Source organism: Longispora sp. NPDC051575 (assembly GCF_040681875.1).
Classification (GTDB): Bacteria; Actinomycetota; Actinomycetes; order Mycobacteriales; family Micromonosporaceae; genus Longispora.
On sequence record NZ_JBFAZP010000003.1, the window covers coordinates 170,367 to 191,747 of the forward strand.

At 73.6% G+C, this 21,381-nt stretch carries 22 protein-coding genes; 11 read left to right on the forward strand and 11 right to left on the reverse strand.

Annotated elements, in window-relative coordinates; genetic code table 11:
* Positions 1 to 74 precede the first annotated feature (74 nt).
* Positions 75 to 962, reverse strand: coding sequence for an NAD-dependent epimerase/dehydratase family protein (locus AB0M43_RS08235; RefSeq protein ID WP_363722335.1), 888 nt, complete (start codon positions 960 to 962; stop codon positions 75 to 77).
* Positions 963 to 1,077: 115 nt separating this feature from the next.
* Here AB0M43_RS08235 and AB0M43_RS08240 point away from each other — a divergent pair, with 115 nt between their 5' ends.
* From AB0M43_RS08240 to rfbB, 5 genes are all read left to right on the forward strand, one after another.
* On the forward strand, positions 1,078 to 1,776 hold the full coding sequence (locus AB0M43_RS08240) for a WHG domain-containing protein (protein WP_363722337.1): 699 nt from the start codon (positions 1,078 to 1,080) through the stop codon (positions 1,774 to 1,776).
* Positions 1,777 to 1,840: 64 nt separating this feature from the next.
* The gene (locus tag AB0M43_RS08245; protein ID WP_363722339.1) at positions 1,841 to 2,566 is read left to right on the forward strand and encodes a GntR family transcriptional regulator; all 726 of its coding nucleotides are present in this window, start codon (positions 1,841 to 1,843) and stop codon (positions 2,564 to 2,566) included.
* Positions 2,563 to 4,143, forward strand: coding sequence for a phosphonate degradation HD-domain oxygenase (locus tag AB0M43_RS08250; protein ID WP_363722341.1), 1,581 nt, complete (start codon positions 2,563 to 2,565; stop codon positions 4,141 to 4,143). The genes AB0M43_RS08245 and AB0M43_RS08250 overlap by 4 nt, the downstream gene beginning before the upstream one ends.
* A gap of 54 nt (positions 4,144 to 4,197) precedes the next feature.
* Complete coding sequence (locus tag AB0M43_RS08255; RefSeq protein WP_363722343.1) at positions 4,198 to 4,962, forward strand: GntR family transcriptional regulator; 765 nt, start codon at positions 4,198 to 4,200, stop codon at positions 4,960 to 4,962.
* A gap of 8 nt (positions 4,963 to 4,970) precedes the next feature.
* A complete protein-coding gene (rfbB, locus tag AB0M43_RS08260) occupies positions 4,971 to 5,963 on the forward strand; it encodes a dTDP-glucose 4,6-dehydratase (protein WP_363722345.1) in 993 nt (330 codons plus the stop codon).
* 23 nt (positions 5,964 to 5,986) lie between these two features.
* Here the strand turns inward: rfbB and AB0M43_RS08265 are convergent, their stop codons facing one another.
* The 4 genes from AB0M43_RS08265 to AB0M43_RS08280 form a co-directional block, all read right to left on the reverse strand.
* Entirely contained in the window at positions 5,987 to 6,679 is a 693-nt protein-coding gene (locus tag AB0M43_RS08265) for a hypothetical protein (protein WP_363722347.1), read from the reverse strand.
* Positions 6,680 to 6,750: 71 nt separating this feature from the next.
* Positions 6,751 to 8,046, reverse strand: coding sequence for an MFS transporter (locus AB0M43_RS08270; protein ID WP_363722349.1), 1,296 nt, complete (start codon positions 8,044 to 8,046; stop codon positions 6,751 to 6,753).
* The gene (locus AB0M43_RS08275) at positions 8,043 to 9,074 is read right to left on the reverse strand and encodes a DNA polymerase IV (protein ID WP_363722351.1); all 1,032 of its coding nucleotides are present in this window, start codon (positions 9,072 to 9,074) and stop codon (positions 8,043 to 8,045) included. Before AB0M43_RS08275 ends, AB0M43_RS08270 begins: the two co-directional genes overlap by 4 nt.
* Positions 9,075 to 9,227: 153 nt before the next feature.
* Complete coding sequence (locus AB0M43_RS08280; protein WP_363722353.1) at positions 9,228 to 10,397, reverse strand: erythromycin esterase family protein; 1,170 nt, start codon at positions 10,395 to 10,397, stop codon at positions 9,228 to 9,230.
* Between the two features lie 89 nt (positions 10,398 to 10,486).
* On the opposite strand from AB0M43_RS08280, the gene AB0M43_RS08285 reads away from it, so the two are divergent.
* Positions 10,487 to 11,218 (forward strand): TioE family transcriptional regulator, encoded by a 732-nt coding sequence (locus tag AB0M43_RS08285; protein ID WP_363722355.1) that lies wholly within the window; start codon positions 10,487 to 10,489, stop codon positions 11,216 to 11,218.
* Positions 11,219 to 11,230: 12 nt separating this feature from the next.
* Here AB0M43_RS08285 and AB0M43_RS08290 read toward each other — a convergent pair whose 3' ends face one another.
* Together AB0M43_RS08290 and AB0M43_RS08295 are read right to left on the reverse strand one after the other, a co-directional pair.
* On the reverse strand, positions 11,231 to 12,397 hold the full coding sequence (locus AB0M43_RS08290) for a Dyp-type peroxidase (protein ID WP_363723310.1): 1,167 nt from the start codon (positions 12,395 to 12,397) through the stop codon (positions 11,231 to 11,233).
* A gap of 247 nt (positions 12,398 to 12,644) precedes the next feature.
* A complete protein-coding gene (locus AB0M43_RS08295; RefSeq protein WP_363722357.1) occupies positions 12,645 to 13,205 on the reverse strand; it encodes a copper chaperone PCu(A)C in 561 nt (186 codons plus the stop codon).
* Between the two features lie 129 nt (positions 13,206 to 13,334).
* On the opposite strand from AB0M43_RS08295, the gene AB0M43_RS08300 reads away from it, so the two are divergent.
* Entirely contained in the window at positions 13,335 to 13,949 is a 615-nt protein-coding gene (locus AB0M43_RS08300) for a copper resistance CopC family protein (RefSeq protein ID WP_363722359.1), read from the forward strand.
* 31 nt (positions 13,950 to 13,980) lie between these two features.
* Here AB0M43_RS08300 and AB0M43_RS08305 read toward each other — a convergent pair whose 3' ends face one another.
* From AB0M43_RS08305 to AB0M43_RS08315, 3 genes are all read right to left on the reverse strand, one after another.
* Positions 13,981 to 15,000: a CU044_5270 family protein gene (locus tag AB0M43_RS08305; protein ID WP_363722361.1), complete on the reverse strand. Its 1,020-nt coding sequence runs from the start codon at positions 14,998 to 15,000 to the stop codon at positions 13,981 to 13,983.
* Complete coding sequence (locus tag AB0M43_RS08310) at positions 14,993 to 15,511, reverse strand: RNA polymerase sigma factor (RefSeq protein ID WP_363723311.1); 519 nt, start codon at positions 15,509 to 15,511, stop codon at positions 14,993 to 14,995. The genes AB0M43_RS08305 and AB0M43_RS08310 overlap by 8 nt, the downstream gene beginning before the upstream one ends.
* A gap of 73 nt (positions 15,512 to 15,584) precedes the next feature.
* Positions 15,585 to 16,160 (reverse strand): GNAT family N-acetyltransferase, encoded by a 576-nt coding sequence (locus AB0M43_RS08315; protein WP_363722363.1) that lies wholly within the window; start codon positions 16,158 to 16,160, stop codon positions 15,585 to 15,587.
* 235 nt (positions 16,161 to 16,395) lie between these two features.
* Here AB0M43_RS08315 and AB0M43_RS08320 point away from each other — a divergent pair, with 235 nt between their 5' ends.
* The 4 genes from AB0M43_RS08320 to AB0M43_RS08335 all read left to right on the forward strand — a co-directional run bounded on the left by AB0M43_RS08320 (position 16,396) and on the right by AB0M43_RS08335 (position 20,833).
* Complete coding sequence (locus AB0M43_RS08320; protein ID WP_363722365.1) at positions 16,396 to 16,827, forward strand: hypothetical protein; 432 nt, start codon at positions 16,396 to 16,398, stop codon at positions 16,825 to 16,827.
* A 104-nt stretch (positions 16,828 to 16,931) separates the two neighbouring features.
* A complete protein-coding gene (locus AB0M43_RS08325) occupies positions 16,932 to 17,438 on the forward strand; it encodes a GNAT family protein (RefSeq protein ID WP_363722367.1) in 507 nt (168 codons plus the stop codon).
* A 117-nt stretch (positions 17,439 to 17,555) separates the two neighbouring features.
* Positions 17,556 to 18,302 (forward strand): ABC transporter ATP-binding protein, encoded by a 747-nt coding sequence (locus AB0M43_RS08330; RefSeq protein WP_363723313.1) that lies wholly within the window; start codon positions 17,556 to 17,558, stop codon positions 18,300 to 18,302.
* Complete coding sequence (locus tag AB0M43_RS08335; RefSeq protein WP_363722369.1) at positions 18,302 to 20,833, forward strand: FtsX-like permease family protein; 2,532 nt, start codon at positions 18,302 to 18,304, stop codon at positions 20,831 to 20,833. The genes AB0M43_RS08330 and AB0M43_RS08335 overlap by 1 nt, the downstream gene beginning before the upstream one ends.
* Before the next feature lie 50 nt (positions 20,834 to 20,883).
* Here AB0M43_RS08335 and AB0M43_RS08340 read toward each other — a convergent pair whose 3' ends face one another.
* The gene (locus tag AB0M43_RS08340) at positions 20,884 to 21,381 is read right to left on the reverse strand and encodes an N-acetyltransferase (protein WP_363722371.1); all 498 of its coding nucleotides are present in this window, start codon (positions 21,379 to 21,381) and stop codon (positions 20,884 to 20,886) included.

Sequence of the window (21,381 nt, forward strand, 5' to 3'; positions counted from 1 at the left end):
GTGCCCACCCGGGCCGCCGGGTTTCCGGCGCGCGGCGCCGGGAGCCACGGACCCCGCCGGTCCGGCCGTGGCGGTCACGCGACCCGCAGGGCCCCGTCCAGGTCGGAGGGCGTGACGCCGAACGTCCGCTCGGTCAGGATGGCGTCGAGGACGAAGGGCTTCTCGAACTGGTACAGCGTCGTGCGCAGCTCCCGCGCCATCCGGTCGAACAACCCCATGGTCCACAGCAGCGGGTACGGCACCGCGCTCAGCGAGGGCTCCGGCGCGTCGACCACCTTCGCGAACCGGTTCGTCAGCTCGCGGACGGTCATCGGCGGGTTCGAGGGCACGAGCCAGGCCCGGCCCCAGCCGCGTTCGTCGCCGGCGGCCGCGATCAGGGTGCGCGCCACGTCGGTGATCGACGTCCAGCTGTGCGGCACGTCGAGCGGCACCGGCGACTGGATCCGCTTGCCCGCGCGGGCCGGCGCCGCCAGGTACGTGAAGATCGAGTTGGCTTCGAGGTAGTCGCTGCCCCGGACCTCGGTGGCCCGGATCCTTCCGGCCCCGTGCAGGGCGAGCGCGTCGCGCCACATCTGGGCGCGCAGGTGCAGCTTCGGGTGGGTGGCGGCGAGCGGGGTCTCCGGCGTGATCGGGCCGGTGACGGGCCCGTACCCGTAGAGGTTGCTGGTGGTGGCGAGCACGGCCCCGCTGCGTTCGGCGGCGGTGAGCAGCGCGGCGGCGATCGGCGGCCAGTCGGTGAGCCAGCGGTGGTACTCGGGGTTGGCGCAGTTGTAGAGCACGGTCGCGTCGGCGGTGAGCGCGTGGAGCCGGGCGGTGTCGGTGGCGTCGGCGGCGACCCGTTCGACGGCCGGGTGCTCGGGACCCGAGCCGCGCCGGCTGAGGACCCGGACCTGCTCGCCGCGTGCTGCCAGCTGGGTGGCGACGGCGGTGCCGACCGCGCCGGCGCCGAGGATGACGTGCATCGTGGTGCTCCTTCGGGAGGTGCCGAGAGCAGTGCTCTCTAACAAGAGTCATGCTCTCCCGGTCGGGTGCTCACTGTCAAGAGCAGTGCTCTCGAAACTGTGCGATACTCCCCGCATGGCAGAGCAGAAGGCGGCCTCGATCCGGGCCCGGGTCCGCGCCGAGATGGTCGACGAGATCAAACGGGTCGCCCGCCGGCACCTCGCCGTCGACGGGGCGAACCTCTCCCTGCGCGCCGTCGCCCGCGACCTCGGCATGGTCTCCTCGGCCGTCTACCGGTACTTCGCGAGCCGCGACGACCTGCTCACCGCGCTGATCCTCGACGCGTACAACGCGCTGGGCGACGCGGCCGAGCGCGCCGAGGCGGCCGTGCCCCGGGGTGACCTGCTCGGCCGGTGGCTCGCCGTGGCCGACGGCCTGCGGGGCTGGGCGCTGGCCCACCCCGAGGAGTACGCGCTGATCTACGGCAGCCCCGTGCCCGGGTACGCGGCCCCGGTGGACACCGTCGAGCCCTCCACCCGGCCCGTCGTCCTGCTCGGCGGGATCCTGGCCGACGCGTGGCGCGCGGGCCTGCTGGTCGACCACGGCGACGACCCGCTGCCACCGGCCCTGGCGGCCGAGGTGCGCCGGATCGCGGAGTTCACCGGGGCCGACGTGCCGGAGTACGCGATGGTCCGGGGCCTGCTCGCCTGGACCGAACTGTTCGGCGCGCTCAGCTTCGAACTGTTCGGTCGGATCAACAACACGATCCTCGAACGGGACGCCTGGTTCGCGCACCAGGTGCGGGCGATGGCGGCATACACCGGCCTGCGGTGAACGTCGGATGAACTCCGCCGCGCACCCCTGGCGACTTGTATAGCCAAGTGACAACATGGCTGCCATGTCAGCCAGATTCCGCGACCTCGCGGCCGAACTGCGGGCCGCGATCACCGACGGCACCTACCCACCCGGCTCCCACCTGCCCTCCGAGAGCGAACTCTCCGAACGCCACGGCGTGTCCCGGGGCACGGTCCGCCAGACGTTCGCCCTGCTGCGCGCCGACGGCCTGATCGCCTCCCACCAGGGCGCCCGTCGCACCGTGCTCGCCGCGCCCCGGGTGCAGAGCTTCGCCGAGCTGCGCAGCTTCTCGCTGTGGGCCCGCTCGCTCGGCGAGACCCCGTCCGGCCGGAAGGTCGCCCTGGTCCGCCGCGAGGCCAGCCCGGGGGAGCGCGACGCGCTCGGCGAGGACCGGATCTACCACCTCACCCGGGTCCGGCTGCTGTCCGGCCGGCCCGTGATGATCGAACGCACCGCCTACGTGGACCGGGTCGGCGCGCTGGTCGCCGGCATCGACACCGACACCGAGTCCATCTGCGAGCGGCTCGCCGAACTCGGCATCGTGTTCGCGCACGCCGAACACACCCTCGACGCGGTACCCGCCGACGAGGAGGACGCCGCCCTGCTCGGCTGCGCCCCCGGCACCGCCCTGTTGCGGGAACGTCGCCGCACCACCGACCCCGACGGCCGGCCGCTGGAGTGGTCCGAGGACCGCTACCTGGGCGACGCCGTCGCCGTGACCGTGCACAACTCCGTCGCCGCCAGCGTGCTCGAAAGGCAGAAGTCATGACCGTGTCCGTGGACCATCTCACCCTCCCCGCCGTCTGGCTCCGCGACAACTGCCGCTGCCCGGAGTGCGCCGACCCGCGCAGCGGCCAGAAGCTGTTCGGCATCGCGGACCTGCCCGCCGACCTGGCCGTGGCCGCCGCGCACGACGACGGCACCACGGTGACCGTCACGTTCGCCCCCGACGGGCACGTGTCCACCTTCGCCCGGGACTGGCTGCTCGCCCCGGCGGCCCCCGACGAGCGGACCGAGGACGGCAAGGAGTTCGGCGCGGGCCTCACGACGCTGTCCTGGCCGGACTTCCGGGCCGACCGGACCGCCGCCCTCGACGCGCTGCTGCGGCGCGGCGGGGTGCTGCTGCGCGGCGTGCCCACCGCCGACCGGACGGTCCTCGACGTCGCCCGGGGCTTCGGGTACGTCCGGGAGACCAACTACGGCACGCTCTTCGAGGTCAGGGTGGAGGAGAACCCGACCAACCTGGCGTTCACCGGCCGGGAGATCGCCCCGCACACCGACAACCCGTACCGCGACCCGGTGCCGACCGTCCAGCTGCTGCACTGCCTGGTGGCCGCGCCGGAGGGCACCGGGGGCGACTCCGGCCTGGTCGACGGCTTCGCGGCGGCGGCGCTGCTCCGCGCGGAGGACCCGGCGGCGTTCGCGGTGCTGGCCGGCACCCCGGTCACGTTCCGCTACGCCGACCCGGACACCGACCTGTCCGCGAGCAGGCCGCTGATCGGGCTCGACCCGCGCGGCCGGATCCGGGAGGTCCGGTTCAACAACCGCTCGGCCCGGCCGTTGCGCGCCCCGCACGCCGAGCTCGTCGCGTTCTACGCCGCGTACCGCACGTTCGCCGGGATCATCGCCCGGCCGGACCTGCGGCTGGACTTCCGGCTCGTACCCGGCGACTGCCTGGTCTTCGACAACACCCGGATGCTGCACGCCCGCACGGCGTTCACGGAGAGCGCGGCCCGGCACCTGCAGGGCTGCTACGCCGACCTCGACGCGGTCGCCAGCGACCTGGCCGTCCTGCGCCGCCGGACCCCGGTGGACACGCTCGCGGACCTGTTCGCCGGTGCCGGGGCCGCCGACTACCTGGGCGAGGACGTCACCCAGGCCGTGCACATGCTCCAGGCGGCGACCCTGGCCGAGGCCGCCGGCGCCCCCGACACCCTGGTCGCGGCCGCGCTGCTGCACGACGTCGGGCACCTCACCGGCGCGGTGTCCGGCGCGGACCTGATGGCCGGCACCGACAACCGGCACAGCCACGCCGGGGCGGACTGGCTCGGCCGGTGGTTCCCGGTCGCCGTCACCGACCCGGTCCGGTTGCACGTGGCCGCGAAGCGCTACCTGTGCGCCGTCGAGCCCGACTACCTGGGTCGGCTGTCGGCCGCCTCGGTGTACACCCTGGGCGTGCAGGGCGGCCCCATGGGTCCCGGGGAGGTCGCCGACTTCGCGGCCGAGCCCTACGCGGCGGAGGCCGTCGCGCTGCGCCGCTGGGACGACGCGGCCAAGGACCCGGCTGCCCCGACCCGCGACTTCGCGCACTTCCGGCCGGTCCTGGAGCGGGTGCTGCGCTTCTAGTACACCTGCATGGTGGTCTTGCGAGATCTGCTGTCACCTGTACGATACAAATCCATGACAGGTCCACGGTTCTCCCGGCTCGCCGCCGAACTGCGCGAACGCATCTCCCTCGGCGACTACGCCACCTCCGGCGCGCTGGAGAGCGAGGCCGAACTCGGCCGCCGGCACGACGTGAGCCGGGTGACCGTGCGCCGGGCCCTCGAACAGCTCCGCGACGAGGGCCTGATCGGCGCGCGCCGGGGCTCCGGCTGGTTCGTCCTGTCGGGGACGTCGTTCGGCCAGTCCATCGCGCTCGGCAGCTTCCAGCACGCCGGCTCCGCCGTGTCGGAGGCCGGCGTGCCGCTGGTCCGCCGGGTCACCGGCTACGAGTACCGGCCGGCGCCGGCCGACGTCGCCCGGCTCCTCGAGCTGTCCGGCGAGGTCGAGACGCTGCGGGTGCAGGCGGTGCGGTTCGCCGGCGCGCACCCGCTCGACGTCGTCACCGAGTGGGTGCCGCTGGAGTTCGCCGCGCCCGTCAGCCGGGCCGACGCCCAGGACCCGGGCGTCTGGGAGACCCTGCGGCGCAACGGGCACGCTGTCGACGTCGTCCGGCAGTCCATCGCCGCCACGGCCGCGAGCACCACGATCGCGCCCCTGCTCGACGTCGCCGAGGGCACCCCGGTGCTGCTGGTCCGCCGGCTGGCCCTCCTCGGCGACGCCCGGCCGCTGGCCCTGTCCGAGCACCGCTACCTGGGCCACCGGTTCCGGCTGGACGTGGAGTTCCGCGGCTGGCCCGGCACCGCGGCCACCGAACCCCCCGGCGTGACCCCCATCCCCTGAGGAGTGAGATGAACATCCTGATCACCGGCGCGGCCGGCTTCATCGGCACCAACTTCGTCCGGTACTGGCACCGCGAGCACCCCGCCGACCGGATCGTCGCCCTCGACGCCCTGACCTACGCCGGCACCGCCGCGAACCTCGACGGCCTGCCGGTCACCTTCGCGCACACCGACATCGCCGACCTGCCCGCCGTCGAGGCCCTGCTCCGCGAACACCGGGTGGACGTGGTCGTCAACTTCGCCGCCGAGTCGCACAACAGCCTCGCCGTCCTCGACCCCGAACTGTTCTTCCGCACCAACGTGCTCGGCACCCAGCGCCTGCTGGAGGCGTGCCGGCGCGCGGGCGTGGCCCGGTTCCACCACGTCTCCACCTGCGAGGTGTACGGCGACCTGGCCCTCGACGACCCCGGCGCGTTCACCGAGGACTCGCCGTACCGGCCGCGCACGCCCTACAACGCCAGCAAGGCCGGGGCCGACCACGCGGTGCGCGCCTACCACGAGACGTTCGGGCTGCCCGTGACGATCTCCAACTGCGCCAACAACTACGGCCCGTACCAGTTCCCCGAGAAGGTCATCCCGCTGTTCGTCAGCCGGGCGCTGGCCGGCCTGCCGCTGCCCGTCTACGCGTCCAGCGCGAACCGCCGCGAATGGCTGCACGTGGACGACCACTGCTCGGCCATCGACCGGGTGCTCGCCGACGGCCGGGTGGGGGAGACGTACAACATCGGCTCGGGGGTGGAGGCCAGCGTCGCCGAGCTGGCCGACCGGATCCTCGACCAGCTCGGGCTGCCCCGCACCCAGGTCGAGACGGTGCCCGACCGGCCCGGCCACGACCGCCGCTACCTGCTGGACTCGACCCGGTTGCGCACGGAACTGGGCTGGGCGCCGACCGTGGGCTTCGACCGGGGCCTCGCGGAGACCGTCACCTGGTACGCGGAGCACCGGGACTGGTGGCAGCCGCTGCTGGAGCGGGCGGCGGTGAACGAGAACGCCTGGGCGTGACTCCGTGCGGGCACCGGCCCCGGTCAGGGCTGGCGGGTCAGCGTCTTCCCCGCCACGTCCAACCGGCGCCGGTCGGGCCCGAGCCGCCCGGTGAACGTGGGGCACGCCGCCGACGTACTCCGGAACACGAACCCGTTCCCCTCGGTGTCCACCTCACCGGAGCACTCGACCGTCGCCCCGGAGGACACCCCCGCCCCGCCCTGCCCGGCGGACCCGACCGCCGCCCGGTACCGGAACCGGTGGTCGGGATCCACGGTCAACCGCACCGGATGCGCCTCCGTCGCCGCAGCGCCGCCGTCGGCCGCCCAGGTGCCTTCCAGGGGCCGCAGCGCCGCGGACTTGGCCGTCGTGCCGTACACGATCGCGCCGAGCGCCATCGCCGCCACGGCCAGCACGGCGCAGGCCATGGTGGCCACGGCGCCCGGGGTGACCCGCGGCATCCCGACCCGCACCCCGTCGACCGGCAGGCCCAGCGCCCGGCGCACGTCGGTGGCGAAGCCGGGATCCGCCGCCAGTTCCGCCTCGATCGTGGTGCGGGCCAGCGCGCGGATGGCGGCGTTGTCGGGGTCGGCGACCAGCGCCGACAGCGCGCCCCGCCCGGTCGCGCCCGCCGTGAGCCGGGTCCGGACGACGACCGCCGGCCAGCTCCGCCCCCTACCGTCCGGGTCGGACAGCACCGCCAGCAGTGCCGCCCCCGCGAGTTCGTCGATACCCATGCCTCGAAGCTAACCCGGCTGTGCCACAGCTCACACGGCCCGACCGGCAGGTACATCGAGCTGTGACTATGTCAACTTCCCGACCGGGGCTCCACATCGGGGGGTTCCGGGGGCCCGGCGGCCGGAGTCCCCGTCACCCCGTGGTCCGCCGCCGTGCGCTCCGCCCGCGACCGCAGCACGAACGGCAGAGCCAGCGCCGAGACCACCCCGCCGAGCACGAACGACGTCGGGTACCCCCACACGTCCGCCGCCCGCCCCAGCGCCGGCTGCGCGACGATCCCGCCGGTCGACCCCATCAGCGAGTCGAACGACAGGATCGTGGCCCGCTGCCGCGACGGGATCAGCCCGTTGAGGTACGCCTGCCGGACCGGCGCCGCCGCCGTGAACACCAGCCCCCAGCACACGATCAGGCCGACGACCACCCAGAAGTTCGCGACCGCGCCGATCAGCACCACGGCTACCGCGCCGACCCCCTCGGCGAGCAGCAGCACCGACGTGCGCAGCCGGAACCGGGTCCGGATCCAGGGCGCGAGCAGGCCGCCGAGGATCTGGGCCCCGGCGACGATCGCGGCGACCAGGCCGGCGACGCCGTACGCGCGCGGGTCGCCGTACAGGTTCAGCAGGTGCGGCTGGAGCGCGTAGAACACGTAGATGGACGCGCCGCCGGTGAAGGGCGCGGCGAGCATCAGGTACTTCACGGCCGGGATCCGCCACCCGTACCGCGTCGAGTCCGCCACCAGCCGGCGCATCTCCGCCAGCGGCCGGCCGTCGCGGCGGGGCGTGAACCCGAGGTCGCGCATCAGCACGGCGGCCAGCACGAACACCACGACCAGCACCCCGGCCCGGACCAGGAAGGGCACGCCGAGGTCGGTGGCCTGCGCCAGGTACCCGCCGGCGATCGAACCGCCGAGCATGCCCACCCCGCCGAGCACCTGGGCCCGGGCGAACACCGCCTCCAGCGCGCCCGTGTAGCCGGTCGCGGTGAGCGCGTCGACCAGCCACGCCTCCGTCGCGCCCGAGAAGAACGTGAACCCGAGGCCGAGGAGGAGCGAGACGACGGCCCACTGCCAGAAGGGGGCGCGCAGTTGCCAGAGGAGGACGTACAGGCCGGTGGTCGCGGCCAGGGTGACCGTGCCGAGCAGGAACGAGATCCGCCGGCCCCACATGTCGGCGACGATGCCGGTCGGCACCTCGAAGAGCACCATGCCGGCGGTGAAGAACGCGTTGGCGGCGAACGCCTCCAGGTTGGACAGCCCCGCGTCGAGCAGGAAGATCGTGTTGATGCCCCAGATCAGCGACGCGGCGAGCGTGGTGCCGAGGGACAGGACGTAGTAGGTCCGGGTGACCGTGGCGGGCGTGTCGGTCACGAGTCCTCCCTCTCGAACTCCGCGCGCACCCCCAACAGCCGCACGGGGCGCCGCTCGGCGAACAGGGCCAGGGCGGCCAGGGCCGCGTCCCCGATCGGCGCGGGCTCGCGGGTGGGGGCGGGCAGAGCGTACCCGTGGGTGTGGGTCAGGAACGGCGCGTACCGCACCTTGACGACGACCCGCGCGACCGCCCGCCCGTCGTCGGCGACGTCGTCGGCCACCCGCCGGGCCAGCACCGACACCTCGCGGCCCACCTCTTCCCAGTCGTCGAGGTCCTGCTGGAACGTGGTCTCCCGGCTCCGGGACCGGGGCACGTAGGGCGCGTCGTCCACCGGGGAGTGGTCCTCCCCGCGCCCGAGCCGCACCAGCCACGGCCCCGTCGCCGGCCCGAACCGCGCCGCCAGTTCCGCCGGATCCGCGGCGGCCAGCTCGCCGACCGTGCGCACGCCTTCTGCGAGGAGCTTCTTCGCGGTACGCGACCCGATGCCCCACAGCGCGTCCGTCGGCCGGTCGCCGAGCACCTCGAACCACGTGTCCCCGGTCAGCCGGAACACCCCGGCCGGCTTGCCGAACCCGGTGGCCAGCTTCGCCCGCAGCTTGTTGTCCCCGATCCCGACGGTGCAGTGCAGCCGGGTCGCGGCGAGCACCCTGTCCTGGATCTCCCGGGCCACCGCCTCGGGGTCGTCGGTGTCGACCCCCAGGAACGCCTCGTCCCAGCCGAGTACCTCCACCACGGCGTCGAACCCGCGCAGGGTGGCCATCACGTCGTCCGACGCCGCCTCGTACGCGTCGCGGTCCACCGCCAGGAACACCGCGTCCGGGATCTTGCGCGCCGCGATCCGCAACGGCAGCCCCGAGTGCACGCCGCGCTCCCGGGCCTCGTAGGAGGCGGTGCTGACCACGCCGCGCTTCGTCGGGTCCCCGTCCCCGCCGACCACGACCGGACGGCCGCGCAGCTCGGGCCGGCGCAGCACCTCGACGGCCGCCACGAACTGGTCGAGATCGACGTGCAGCACCCAACGGGTCACACCCCCAGTCTCACCCCGGGCGGGGCCCCGGCGCTGCGGAACGCGACGCCCGGCCCCGTCCCGCACATGCCCCGGCCCGGGATGGCCACCCGGTGTCCGGTGGACGACGTGCCGAACGAGCAGTGAGGGGCCCGGCGCGACGCCCCGGGCGGCTCAGATCTCCTGCACGAACACGATCGCGTCGAACTGCCCGACCGTCCCCGGGTCCAGCGCCATGTACGTGTGGTCGGCCGGCACCCGCCGCGTCACCGTCCCGCCGAGCGCCGCCAGGGAACCCGGGTCGACGACGGCCCTGGCGTGGGGAAGGGCCGACAACCGCCCCTCGACCGTGTCGGCACCGGGAACGTCGGAGCCCCGGCTCCCGAACGTGCCCGCCGCGACCGCGTACCCGTCTCCGAGGTTCGCCCCCACGATCGCCCCCGCACTCCACCACTCCAGCGACTCGCCCCCGAACCGCATGCTGCTCCTCTCGCGCTGCAGGTGGCTGTTGTGGGCGAACGCCAGCGTGGGGCCCCGCCGTGCCTCCCGGCGGACGACCGCGTCGAGGTTGTCGGCCATCATCCCGTCACGCAGCCGCACGATCGCGCCGAGCCGGCCGGGCGCGGGATCGGCCAGCGCGGCGTGGTACCGCAGCAGCCCGGTCGCGGTCCGCGCCCGCAGCCCGGCGTGCCACCAGTCGTCGGCGGAGCCGGCCGCCACCAGCTGCGGGGCGTGCACCGTGAGCAGCGCCCCCAGGTCGTCGGCGAGCAGCCGCAGCTCCCGGGCCTCGGGGTCGCGTCCGACGGACCGCGCCGGATCCATCAGCGACGCCGGATCGGACCAGCGCCCCTCGGAGCCCAGCAGCTCTACCAGCGATTCGCGGCTCCAGGGCAGGTCGACGTGGCCGGCGAGGTAGTCGTACAGGGCGGTCAGGGCCGGGCCGGGACTGGCCGCGCCGGTCATCTCCAGCGGCCCGTCGAAGCCGTAGAACCGGACCCGCTCGTGTGCGGGACGCCCCTCGTTGTACGCGCGCATCCAGCGCAGCAGCTCCCGGTTGGCCGGATACTCACCGAACCCGTGGCTGAATCCCCGACCCAGCGCATCGTCGAGGGTCCCGGCGCCCCCGGCCACGTACTCGTCGGCCGTCAGCGCCGCCAAGCAGTCGCTCTCGATCGCGATCGACCGGTAGCCCTCGTGCTCGACGAGATGACGGAAGACCTCGTTGCGCAGCTCGGGGAAGGCACCGACGCCGTGGGTGGGCTCGCCGAGACCGAGCAGCCGGGTAGTGGGGGACAGCAGCGCGGTGAGGGCCCCACCGGTGAAGGAAACAGCGGTGATCGTCATACCTTCCACCGTATCGTTGAACCTTCGTTGTAGACTTTGATGCCACGGCAGGCGCCAAGACAGGCGAGCGACGAGGACGTACCTTCAAAATGCGGTTGCGACCCGTCGACCTCGCGCGCGAACACGGCCTGTCCACCCAGGCGGTCCGCAACTACGAGGAGGCCGGCATCCTGCCCCCGGCCGACCGCTCCCCGCACGGCTACCGCGCCTACACCCCCCTGCACGCGGCGGCCCTGCGCACCTTCCTGGCGCTGATCCCCGCGCACGGCCACCCCACGGCGGCGGCGATCATGTGCGCGGTGCACGCCGACGCGGTCCCCGAGGCGCTCCGGCTGATCGACGAGAGCCACGCGCAGCTCGCCGACGACCGGCGCACCCTGGAGGCCGTGGAACGGGCACTGTCGGACCTGACCCCGGCCAGCCAGCCGCGATCGGGCGAGACGTTCATCGGCCCCCTGGCGCGCCGGCTCGGAGTCCGGCCCGCCACGCTGCGGAAATGGGAACGGGCCGGGCTGATCGTCCCCGGCCGCGACCCGCGCACCGGCTACCGGGTGTACTCCTCCGCCGACGGCCGCGACGTCCTGCTGGCCCACCAGCTCCGGCGCGGCGGGCACGGCCTCGACCAGATCGCGCGCGTGCTGGAGCGGGTGCGCGCGGCGGGCGGACCGGAGCCGCTCCAGGCGACCCTGCGGGGATGGCGGGACCGGCTGACGGCCCGGGGCCTGTCGATGCTGACCGCCGCCGCCACCCTCGCCACCTACCTGGAGACGTCGAAGAACCCGGACAACCCTTCGACGGGTACGCGAGGCGGGCCGCGCTGACGGGTACGCGGGCTACGGCTCCAGGAGCGTGTGTCCCACGTACCGGCCGGGCTCGACCCCGGGCGGCACCGCGTACACCCCCGACCCGATCGGCGTCGTCCACTCGTTGAGCAGGTCCGCCTCCGCCAGCCGGCGCTGGATCGGCAGGAACTGCCCGGCCACGTCCCGCTGGTAGGAGGCGAACAGGAGCCCGCTGTCCGGCCGCCCGTCGGGCCCGGCCGCCCCGTCGTAGTTGTACGGCCGCCGGTGGATGCGCGCGCCCGGCTCGGCCACGTGCGCGCGCCGGATGTGCGCCGCGTCGTCGATCACCGGGAAGCCGAGGGCGTTGCGGGCGGCCAGGTCGGGAAGGTCGTGCTCGGCGGTACCCGTCAACGGGGCGCCCGTGTCCAGCCTGCGCCCTACGGCGAACTCCTTGCCGGCCCGGTCCACGGCGTCCCAGGTCTCCAGCTCGGCCCGGATCCGGCGCAGCACCAGGGTCGTGCCGCCCCGCAGCGGGCCGTCGGTGATCCACACGGCGGCGGCGAGGTCGGCGGAGTCCGGGGCGGGGTTGGCGGTCCCGTCGAGCTGCCCCATGACGTTGCGCTGGGTGGCCCCCGCAGGCTGGGTGCCGGCCGCGCGGCGGAATCCGTGCTGCCCGAACCGGACCCGCCCGAACGGCCGCGCGTCCTTGACCAGCATCCGGTGCGCGTGCGCCACGGTCAGCGGGTCGTCGGCGCACACCTGGACGAGCAGGTCCCCGCCCGACCACCGTTCCTCCAGCCGGTCGATCCCGAACGGCGGCAGCGGCGCGACGGGACTCGGCAGCCCGGCGGCCCGGAACAGCCCCGGCCCGAACCCGAACGTGACCGTCAGCCGGGCGGGGTCCCCGGCCAGCTCGGGTTCGGTGTCCCCGAGCGCGGCCCGGCCCTGGGTGAGCCGTGCCGCGTCGTCGGTGAGCAGCCGCATCAGCCGGACGAGGGCGGCCCGGTCGACGCCGGGGCCCAGGTCGAGGGCGAGGAAGACCGCGTGCGCCTGCGGCGGGGTGGCGATCCCGGCCTGGTGTTCACCCCAGAACGGCACCACGACGGGTACCGCCGGAGCCGCGGGTGCCGACGGGGCCGAGGGTGTGCCCCACGCCGACCCGGCCGCCGCCCCGGTCAACGCGGCCCCGCCCACGGCGAGCGCCCCACCGGCGAGCATCCGCCGCCGACTGACCGGGGTCCGCTGGGCGGAGCTCTGAAGGCCGTCGGCCGGTAGCTCGGGGCGCGTCCGGCCGACGGGCTGCTGGTCCGTGCGCCGCGTGGCCGGCCCGCCGCCGCCAGCGGCGAGCCGGCACGACTCGTGCGCCGGCACAGTCGTGGGCTCGTCGCCGGACGCGGACCCGGGCTCGGCGGCTCCGCCCTGGTCGGTGACGTCCTGGCCGTCGGCAGGTTCCGGGCCCGTCCCGTCAGCCATGGGTCATGGGCGACGGCGAGCCGCTCGGGACGTACGTCTCGTTGCCGCCCGCGAACGGCTTCGCCGGTGCCGTGAACGCCACCGTCCGGCCGTCCTTCAGCATCAGGGTGACCGTGACCTGCTCGCCCGCCCTGATCGGCGCCTTGAGGTCCATCAGCATCAGGTGGTCGGCGCCGGGCTTGAGCTCGTGGGTGCCGCGCGCCGGGATGACGAACCCGCCCGGCTTCGGGCGCATGGCCATCTTCCCGCCGTCCATGACCACCTCGTGCAGTTCCATCGGCGACACCGTCGAGGCGGCCGACACGACGGTCAGCTCGCTGTCGGAGTCGTTGCGCAGGGTACCGAAGGCGGCGCTCATCCCCGAGTCGGCCGTCTTCACCCACGGGTCGACGACCGTCAGTACGGGCCCGACCGACGCGGAACCCGTGGGCGTGCCGCCCTTCGCGGCGGGGGTGTCCGTACCGCCACAGCCGGCGAGGCCGACCGTGGCGGCGAGCGCGCCGGCGGCGACCAGGACCCGGACGGACCGGCGGAGGGTGGACTGGGGGCGCATGGCGACTCCTGTGTGGTCAGCGGACTGTCGCACGGGTAGTCGGCACCGGACCGCCGCCGGTTCCCGGGCCCGGGTGTGGCCTGAACCACGCCCGGGAACTGAACGCCCCCGCCGGTCGACTAGCGACGTATGACGAATCTCGGTACCGTCCGCCGGCTGGTCCTGGCCCTGGCGGTCGGCCTGGTCGCGGCGGCCTCGGTGGCCACGCCCGCGTGGGCGCACGCCCGGCTGCTGTCCAGCACCCCGACCGACGGGGCGGCGGTGACCGGGACCGTGGCGGCGGTGACCCTGACGTTTTCCGACCCGCTGAAGGAGCAGTTCACGACGGTCGTGGTGACCGGGTCCGGGGGAGCGTCGCACGCCGAGGACACCCCCCAGGTGCGGGGTACGACCGTGACGCAGCGGGTCCGGGCGCTGCCCGCCGGCCAGGTACGGGTCGCGTGGCGCACGGTGTCGCAGGACGGCCACCCGGTGGAGGGCGCGTTCACGTTCACGGTGACCGACGGCGGCACCGGCCCCGCGGGTGCTTCCCCGGGGGCCGCGGGTTCGTCGCCCGACGCGAAGGCGTCCCCACCGGTGACCGCCGCGTCCCCGAACTCAGCCGCTGGCGGGGCGACCTCGACCGTGCCCGTGGCCGGCTCCTCCGGGGGCGGGGCCCGCTGGCCCTGGCTCCTGGGCGGTGGCGCGCTCCTGCTCGTCGCGGCCGCCGGCACCCTGTTCTGGACCAGACCCGGCAGGGCGTGACCCCCGCCGGATCCGACCTCCCGGTGTGCTGTCAGAACCCCGGTGCACCGCTGAGCGTGACCGTCGTGGCCTGCGAGGCGTACACCGTGCCGTCGGCGACCCGGACCCGGCGCTGTCCCAGGTACTCCCCGGAGGCCGGGTCGAACAGGAACTCCTGCCGCAGGTCACCGGCCGGCGGCACGCCGACCGCGACCCCGGTCCGGCCGTCGAGTCCGGCCTGGTTCTCGGTCACCCGCACGTCGGTCAGGAGCGCGGCGGCCCGGAAGAACGTGGCCCGCAGGTCCGCCGGGACCAGGCCGGTGTCGAGCAGCGACGCGAGCTGCCCCAGGGCGCGGCTGTCCGGCGACGTGCCCTTGACGACCCCCGGCCCGACCCTGGCGAGCGTCAGGTCGAGAAGGGCGCGCGGTGCGCGGGGCAGGGCCGCAAGCCACGGGCCGGTCGGCCGGTCCCACCCCGGGGCGGGCGGCGCGGAGTTCTCGTCGAACATGCCACCCGGTCCCTGGAGGACCGTGCTGCCGTTCTCCGGCGGACGGTTCGCGGTGACGTAGCGCTCGTCCGCCGGGCTGTCGAACCGGGTACCCGGCCCGAACGTGTGCCGCAGGTACCAGACGTGGGAGTCGTCGGCCGGGATCCACGTCTCGGTCGTGAACTCCCGGCGGTAGGTGAGCAGGGAGCCGTCGTCCCTGGTGGTACCGACCTCGTTCCAGCCGTGGGTGCGGACCAGCCGGTACTGGCCCGGGCCGGGCACCGGGTCGGCGTCGGACGCGGCGAGCGCGGCCGCCAGGATCAGCCGGTCGGCGGCGGTGACCGGCGCGGGAACGGGGCCGGACGGCAGGGGGGTGCGCGGCGCGGTCGCGTCGTGGACGGCCACACCGCCGAGGATCAGCGCGACGGCGGTGCCGGTGACCAGCGCGAGGCGCAGCCGGGGACGGCGACGGGGGGCCGGGGCAACCGCCCGGTTCACCAGGGCGTGCCGGACGTCGTCGAGGACCGCCTGGGTGGGGGGAGCCACGTCGGTCCGGAACGCGCGCAGCAGGTCGAGGTCACTCATCGTCGTCTCCAAGGTTCAGGGCTGCCCGGACCTGCGCGCGGGCCCGGTGCAGGCGGGACCGGACGGTGCCGGTGGGGATGGCCAGGGCGCGGGAGATCTCCTCGTAGGAGAGTTCGGCCCAGGCGAAGAGGAGCAGGGTGTCGCGGTCCGCGCGGGTGAGACGCCCGAGCGCGGCGGCGAGTCGCCGGGACATGCCGGACGCGTCGACCCTGGCCGCGATCTGCTCGGTGGGGTCGCAGGGGGCCGGCTCGGCGAGGGCGCGCAGCAGCCGGGCCTCGTCGCGGCGGTGCCGGCGGAGCAGGTTGGTCGCGATGCCGTACAGCCACGGTCGGGCGTCGGCCCGGTCGGGGTCGTACCGCGACCGTTGCTCGAACGCGAGGAGGAAGGTCTGGCCGAGCAGGTCGTCGGCGTGCCCGGTGCCGACCCGGCGCGCCAGGTAGCGGTGGACGGCGACGGCGTGCCGGTCGAAGACCGCCGCGAAGTACTCGGGGTCGTCCCTGGACCGGCGGATCGCCGCCGCGTCGTCGGATGCTGATTCCTGTAACAACGTCACACCCGTTATTGCCAGCGGGGGGCCACCCGGTTCACAACGGTCCGGTCACGGCTGCCGAACCCGCCCAGTCGTCCCGCAGCAGCTCGTACTCCACCTCGCCGTGTTCCGTGCCCGGGATCGGGTCGTCGAACTCCAGGTGGAACGTCCGCGCGTACCGCAGCCCGGCCTTCGCCATCACCCGGCGCGAGGCGAGGTTCACCGCCATGGTCTGCGCCCACACCCGCCGGCTGCCCAGCTCCGTGAACGCGGCGCGCACCAACGCCCGCGAGCCCTCGGTCGCGTACCCCCGCCCCCAGGACTCCGCGCGCAGCCGGTAGCCGAGCTCGACCTCCCCGGCGTCCCCGTCCGGCCCGGGGTCGAGCGCGAACCAGCCCAGGAACGCCCCTGTGGCCCGCTCGACGGCCGCCCACCGGCCGGCGGGTCCCAGCTCGTAGCCGCGCAGGATGGCCGGGAGCACCTCGTCCTCGACCGTGGCGCGGGGCGTGGGCCGGCCGTTGGTCAGGAACCGCATCACGGCCGGGTCGCCGTCGAGGGCGACGAGGTGGTCCACGTCGGACGGGGCGAACCGGCGCAGCGTCAACCGGTCGGTCTCCAGGAACACTCGCATCCGCCCATCCTGACCAGCCCTTTCACCGCGTGTCCACCGGGTTTCACCGCCCGGGCGCAGGGTCGGTGGGGGATGGGCCCTTCCAGGACGCCGCCCGCGTGGCGGCAGCGCGTGCCCCGCACATCCGGCCCTCGGCGTTGAGCGGCTCTTGACCGGTCCCGGGGACGCTGGCGCCAGAAGCCGGGGTGCTGTCCCGCACAGCGCGCACCGGTCGCCCTGACCTGAGGAGTACCCCGTGCATCGACGCTTTGGAACCTTCGCCGCCGTGGCGGTGCTGCCCTTCGCCCTGTTCGGCTGCACCCCGACGACCACCACCTCGGGCCCGAACCCGGCGGGAGCCCCTCAGGCGGCGCCCGGGGGAGGGACCGCCGCCTTCTGTGCCCGGTTCGGCGACGGCATGGTGCTCAACAGCTTCGCCACCGCCATCGCCACCGGCCACCTCGACCGCGCACAGGCAGCGAAGGACCTGCGCGCGCTCGGCGACGCCGCCCCGGCGGACATCAAGCCGGACCTGATGTTCGTGATCGACGCGGATCTGGCCCTGATCAACGGCGAGCAGGACGGCCCGGCCCGGATGACCAGCCCGGAGTACGACGCGGCTCTGGGCCGGTTCACGGCGTGGTGGACCTCGCACTGCGGTGTTCCCGCGACAAAACCAGCCTCCTAGGATGCTCTAGCGGGTGTACCACCCGACACAGGAACATCCCTGTTCACCAAAAACCAGGGGCGACCCAGCCGGGAGACATTGACGTCCGTCGGTAGCCTGTCGGCATGTTCCCGGTGCGGCTGGTCGGTCGGCGGGTGACCCTGCGCGAGGTCACCGCCGCCGACACCGAGGCGGTGGGCCGGGTGCTGGGCCATCCGCTGGTGGCCGTGCGGCTCAGTTGCCAGGAGGTGGAGGGACCCGTCGACCCGGGGCCGGGTGAGCGCACGGCGTACCACCTCGTGGTCGAGAAGGACGCCGAGGTGGTCGGCGGCGGCGCCCTCCGGATCACCGGCGCCGCCCACGGCCGGGCCGAGATCGGCTACGTCCTGCACCCCGACTGGTGGGGACAGGGCCTCGCCACGGAGACGGCCCGGCTGCTCGTCGACTTCGGCCTGCGCGACCTGGGACTGCGCCGGATCGAGGCCACGGTCGGGCACGACAACGGGGGAGCGCAGCGGGTCTGCGAGAAGATCGGCATGCGCTACGAGGGTCGTACCCGCCGGAATCTGCTGGTGGACGGGGTGTGGCGCGACTCCGTGCGGTTCGCGACCCTGGCCGGTGATGGGGGATAACCCTGAGACCGGGTCAGGTGACCCCCGACCCGGAAATCGGTGCCCCGGTCATACCCACGGTGGACTCGCCGGAGACATCCGGGACCGACGATGTGAGGCATGACCACTCAAGCAGTGATGCGGACCACGGGGATCGCGGCGAAAGCCGACGCGGTGTGGAAGGTGTACGGCAAGGGCGAGGCGCAGGTGATCGCCCTCGGCGGGGTGAGCGTGGATCTGGCGCGGGGCGAGTTCACCGCGATCATGGGCCCGTCGGGCTCGGGCAAGTCGACGCTGATGCACTGCCTGGCGGGCCTGGACACGGTGACCCGGGGCGAGGTGAGCATCGGGGACACGAAGGTCACCGGGCTGTCCGACCGGGGCCTGACGGCGCTGCGCCGGGAGAAGGTCGGCTTCATCTTCCAGCAGTTCAACCTGCTGCCGACGTTGACGGCGGAGGAGAACATTCTGCTGCCGTTGTCGATCGCGGGCCGCAAGCCGGACCCGACCTGGTACAAGACGGTGATCCGGACCGTGGGACTGGCGGACCGGCTCAAGCACAAGCCGACCGAGTTGTCGGGCGGTCAGCAGCAGCGGGTGGCGTGCGCGCGGGCCCTGGTGTCGCGGCCGGACGTCATCTTCGCCGACGAGCCGACCGGTAACCTCGACTCGCGGTCCGGTGCCGAGGTGCTCAACTTCCTGCGCAGCTCGGTGCGGGAGTACGGGCAGACGATCGTGATGGTCACGCACGACCCGAACGCGGCCTCGTACGCCGACCGGGTCATCTTCCTCGCCGACGGCAAGGTCGTCTCCGAGCTGCGCGAGCCGACCGCCGACGCGGTGCTGGACACGATGAAGCGGCTCGACGGGCAGGGTGCCCGGTAATGTTCAGAGCCACCTGGAAGTCCCTGCTGTCCCGGAAGCTGCGGTTGCTGCTGTCGGGGATGGCCGTGGTGCTGGGCGTGATGGCCGTGTCCAGCGCCCTGATTCTCACCGACTCGTTGAGCGCGTCGTTCGACGACATGTTCCGTACGGTGAACAAGAACGTGGACGTGCAGGTCAGCGGGGCCTCGACGAGTCCCGGCAGCGAGGAGGACCGGCGCGCGGAGCCGTTGGCGGCCTCGGCCGTGGACAAGGTCCGGGGCGTGGCGGGGGTCCGCGAGGCGGTCGGGGTGGTCAGCTCCGACGGTGCCCGGGTCGTGGGGAAGAACGGCAAGGTCATCGTGACGCAGGGTCCGCCCCGGTTGGGTGTGGGCTGGCGGGACGGCGACGGGGTGACCGACCTGCGGGAGGGTACGGGGCCGACGGCCGCCGACCAGGTCGCGATCAACGTGACGTTGGCGAAGGCGGGGCCGTTCAAGGTCGGGGACCGGATCGACGTGCTGACGTTGGCGGCGAAGAAGTCGTTCACGGTCAGTGGCGTGTTCGGGATGACGGGCAACCGTGACTCGCTCGGCGGCGAGACGATCGTGGCGTTCACGGAGCCGGTGGCGCAGCAGTTGATGCTGGGCAAGCCGGGGGTGTACAGCTCGATCACGGTCCGCGCGGCCGACGGGGTGTCGGCGGATGCCGTGAAGGCGAACCTGGTGGCGGTGTTCGGTGCGACGGCTGTGGTGCGGACCAGCGCGGAGGTCGCCAAGGCGCAGGCGGCGGATGTCCAGGAGTTCCTGACGATCTTCCAGAACTTCCTGCTCGGGTTCGCGGCGGTGACCCTGTTCGTGGGGATCTTCCTGATCCTGAACACGTTCTCGATCCTGGTGGCCCAGCGCACCCGGGAGCTGGCGCTGTTGCGGTCCCTCGGCGCGGGCCGGGGGCAGGTGATCCGGTCGGTGCTGGTGGAGGCGCTGGTCGTGGGGATCGTGGCCTCGACCCTGGGCCTGTTCGCGGGGTACGGCGTCGCGGTACTCCTCAAGCAGTTGTTGTTCAGTTCCCTGAAGGACGCCACGCTCGGCTTCACCACGTCGGCGGTGGTCGCCTCCTACCTGGTGGGTGTCCTGGTGACCCTGGTCGCGGCGGTGGTGCCGGCGTTGCGGGCCTCGCGGGTGGCGCCGATCGCGGCCCTGCGCGACGCGGCGACGGCGGACAAGTCCCTGGTCAAGGTGACCGTCACGGGCGCGGTGCTCGGTGCGCTCGGCGTGGGCGGGGTGGGCTGGGCGTTGTTCGGCTCGTTGAAAGGGTCCTCGATCTGGCTGGTCCTGCTCGGCGGGGTCCTGCTCAGCTTCATCGGGGTCGCGTTGCTCACCCCGAGCATCGCGCGTCCGACGGTCGGGGTCATCGGCCGGCTGTTCTCGTGGTCGCTCCCGGGGAAGCTGGGTCGGCGCAACTCGGCCCGCAACCCGCGGCGTACCGCGAACACGGCGGCGGCGCTGATGATCGGCCTGGCGTTGATCACGGGGGTGAGTGTGCTGGCCGCGTCGATCAACTCGAGCATGTCGAAGGTGTTCACGCAGGACCTGCGGGCGGACCTGGTGATCGACCGGGACTCCGGGGACGCGACCTATGACCCGTCGGTGATCGACAAGACCCGGCAGATGGCGGGCGTGGCCGGGGCGGTCGGCCTGTACGGGGACGCGACGACGGACGTGACGGGCAAGGCCGTCTACCTGTCGGGTACGGACGTGGCGGCGGCCAAGGACATCTTCAACCTGAAGGTGAAGTCGGGCGAGCTGCGGGACCTGCGGCACAACGAGGTGGTGCTCGGTGAGGAGTTCGCGACCAAGCGCGGGCTGGGCACCGGGTCGTCGCTGAAGCTGAAGACGTCGCGGGGCGGCGAGCAGACGTTCGTGGTCGTCGGCGTGTACGCCAAGCAGCAGCTGCTGAACGAGCCGCTGGTGTCGGTGGCCGACGCGCAGGAGTACTTCCACACCCCTGCGCCGATGATCGGCGCGGTCAAGCTGAAGCCGGGCGCCGACGCGGCCGGGGTGAAGCGGCAGATCGAGGCGCTGCTGGTGGACTCGCCGGAGATCAGCGTCGCGAGCCAGGCGGACTTCATCAAGCAGCAGACCGGTCAGGTCGACACCCTGCTGAACATGTTGTACGCGCTGCTGGCCCTCGCGGTGATCATCGCGATCCTGGGCATCGTGAACACGCTGGCGTTGTCGGTGCTGGAGCGGACCCGGGAGCTGGGCATGCTGCGGGCCGTGGGGATGAGCCGCTGGTCGGCGATGCGCATGATCACTGTGGAGTCGGTGGTGATCTCGGTGTTCGGGGCGCTGCTGGGCCTGGCCGTGGGCACGGGGCTGGGCGTGGCGGTGGTGCGCGCCCTGAAGGACCAGGGCTTCGACGTGCTGACGGTGCCGTGGACCCGGATGCTGGTGTTCCTGGGGCTGGCGGTGGTGGTCGGGTTGTTCGCGGCGATCCTGCCGGCGATCCGGGCGGCGCGGGTGAACGTGTTGCAGGCGATCTCGTACGAGTGAGTGGTGGGTGCGGGGCCCCGTCCTCGGGTGGGGGCGGGGCCCTTCCGCGTCTACATCTCCTTGAACGGCACCGGGTAGCTGACCTTGCCCTGGGGTTCTCCGGTGTAGGAGGGCAGGAGGAGGACCTGGAAGGCGTCGGTGACTCCTGGCCAGGGGGCGGTGAGGTGGTGGTCGGCGGCGGGTTCGAAGCCGAAGCGCCGGTAGTAGGCGGGGTCGCCGAGGACGATGACGAGGGGGAGTCCGGTGGCGCGGGCGGCGTCGAGGGCGGCGGAGATGACGGCGGTGCCGTGGCCGTGGCGTTGGTGGTCGGGGTGCACGGAGACGGGGGCGAGGCTGAGGGCGGGGGCTTCGTCGATCTCGACCCGGCTGATGAGGGCGTGGGCGATGACGAGTCCGTTCTCGTCGGCTACCCAGGACAGTCCGTCGATCCAGGCGTTGCTGGCGCGGAGGGTGTCGACGAGGTCGGCTTCGTCGGTGCGGCCGAAGGCTGCGACGTGTACCCGGTGGACGGCGCCGCCGTCGCGCGGCGACTCGGGTCGTACGTTCAT

Bases quoted from the DNA above. Each gene is read 5' to 3' on its own strand.
- AB0M43_RS08235 (WP_363722335.1), bottom strand. From the start codon at position 962: ATGCACGTCATCCTCGGCGCCGGCGCGGTCGGCACCGCCGTCGCCACC.
- AB0M43_RS08240 (WP_363722337.1), top strand. From the start codon at position 1,078: ATGGCAGAGCAGAAGGCGGCCTCGATCCGGGCCCGGGTCCGCGCCGAG.
- AB0M43_RS08245 (WP_363722339.1), top strand. From the start codon at position 1,841: ATGTCAGCCAGATTCCGCGACCTCGCGGCCGAACTGCGGGCCGCGATC.
- AB0M43_RS08250 (WP_363722341.1), top strand. From the start codon at position 2,563: ATGACCGTGTCCGTGGACCATCTCACCCTCCCCGCCGTCTGGCTCCGC.
- AB0M43_RS08255 (WP_363722343.1), top strand. From the start codon at position 4,198: ATGACAGGTCCACGGTTCTCCCGGCTCGCCGCCGAACTGCGCGAACGC.
- rfbB (WP_363722345.1), top strand. From the start codon at position 4,971: ATGAACATCCTGATCACCGGCGCGGCCGGCTTCATCGGCACCAACTTC.
- AB0M43_RS08265 (WP_363722347.1), bottom strand. From the start codon at position 6,679: ATGGGTATCGACGAACTCGCGGGGGCGGCACTGCTGGCGGTGCTGTCC.
- AB0M43_RS08280 (WP_363722353.1), bottom strand. From the start codon at position 10,397: ATGACGATCACCGCTGTTTCCTTCACCGGTGGGGCCCTCACCGCGCTG.
- AB0M43_RS08285 (WP_363722355.1), top strand. From the start codon at position 10,487: ATGCGGTTGCGACCCGTCGACCTCGCGCGCGAACACGGCCTGTCCACC.
- AB0M43_RS08290 (WP_363723310.1), bottom strand. From the start codon at position 12,397: ATGCTCGCCGGTGGGGCGCTCGCCGTGGGCGGGGCCGCGTTGACCGGG.
- AB0M43_RS08295 (WP_363722357.1), bottom strand. From the start codon at position 13,205: ATGCGCCCCCAGTCCACCCTCCGCCGGTCCGTCCGGGTCCTGGTCGCC.
- AB0M43_RS08300 (WP_363722359.1), top strand. From the start codon at position 13,335: ATGACGAATCTCGGTACCGTCCGCCGGCTGGTCCTGGCCCTGGCGGTC.
- AB0M43_RS08305 (WP_363722361.1), bottom strand. From the start codon at position 15,000: ATGAGTGACCTCGACCTGCTGCGCGCGTTCCGGACCGACGTGGCTCCC.
- AB0M43_RS08315 (WP_363722363.1), bottom strand. From the start codon at position 16,160: ATGCGAGTGTTCCTGGAGACCGACCGGTTGACGCTGCGCCGGTTCGCC.
- AB0M43_RS08325 (WP_363722367.1), top strand. From the start codon at position 16,932: ATGTTCCCGGTGCGGCTGGTCGGTCGGCGGGTGACCCTGCGCGAGGTC.
- AB0M43_RS08330 (WP_363723313.1), top strand. From the start codon at position 17,556: ATGCGGACCACGGGGATCGCGGCGAAAGCCGACGCGGTGTGGAAGGTG.
- AB0M43_RS08335 (WP_363722369.1), top strand. From the start codon at position 18,302: ATGTTCAGAGCCACCTGGAAGTCCCTGCTGTCCCGGAAGCTGCGGTTG.
- AB0M43_RS08340 (WP_363722371.1), bottom strand. From the start codon at position 21,381: ATGAACGTACGACCCGAGTCGCCGCGCGACGGCGGCGCCGTCCACCGG.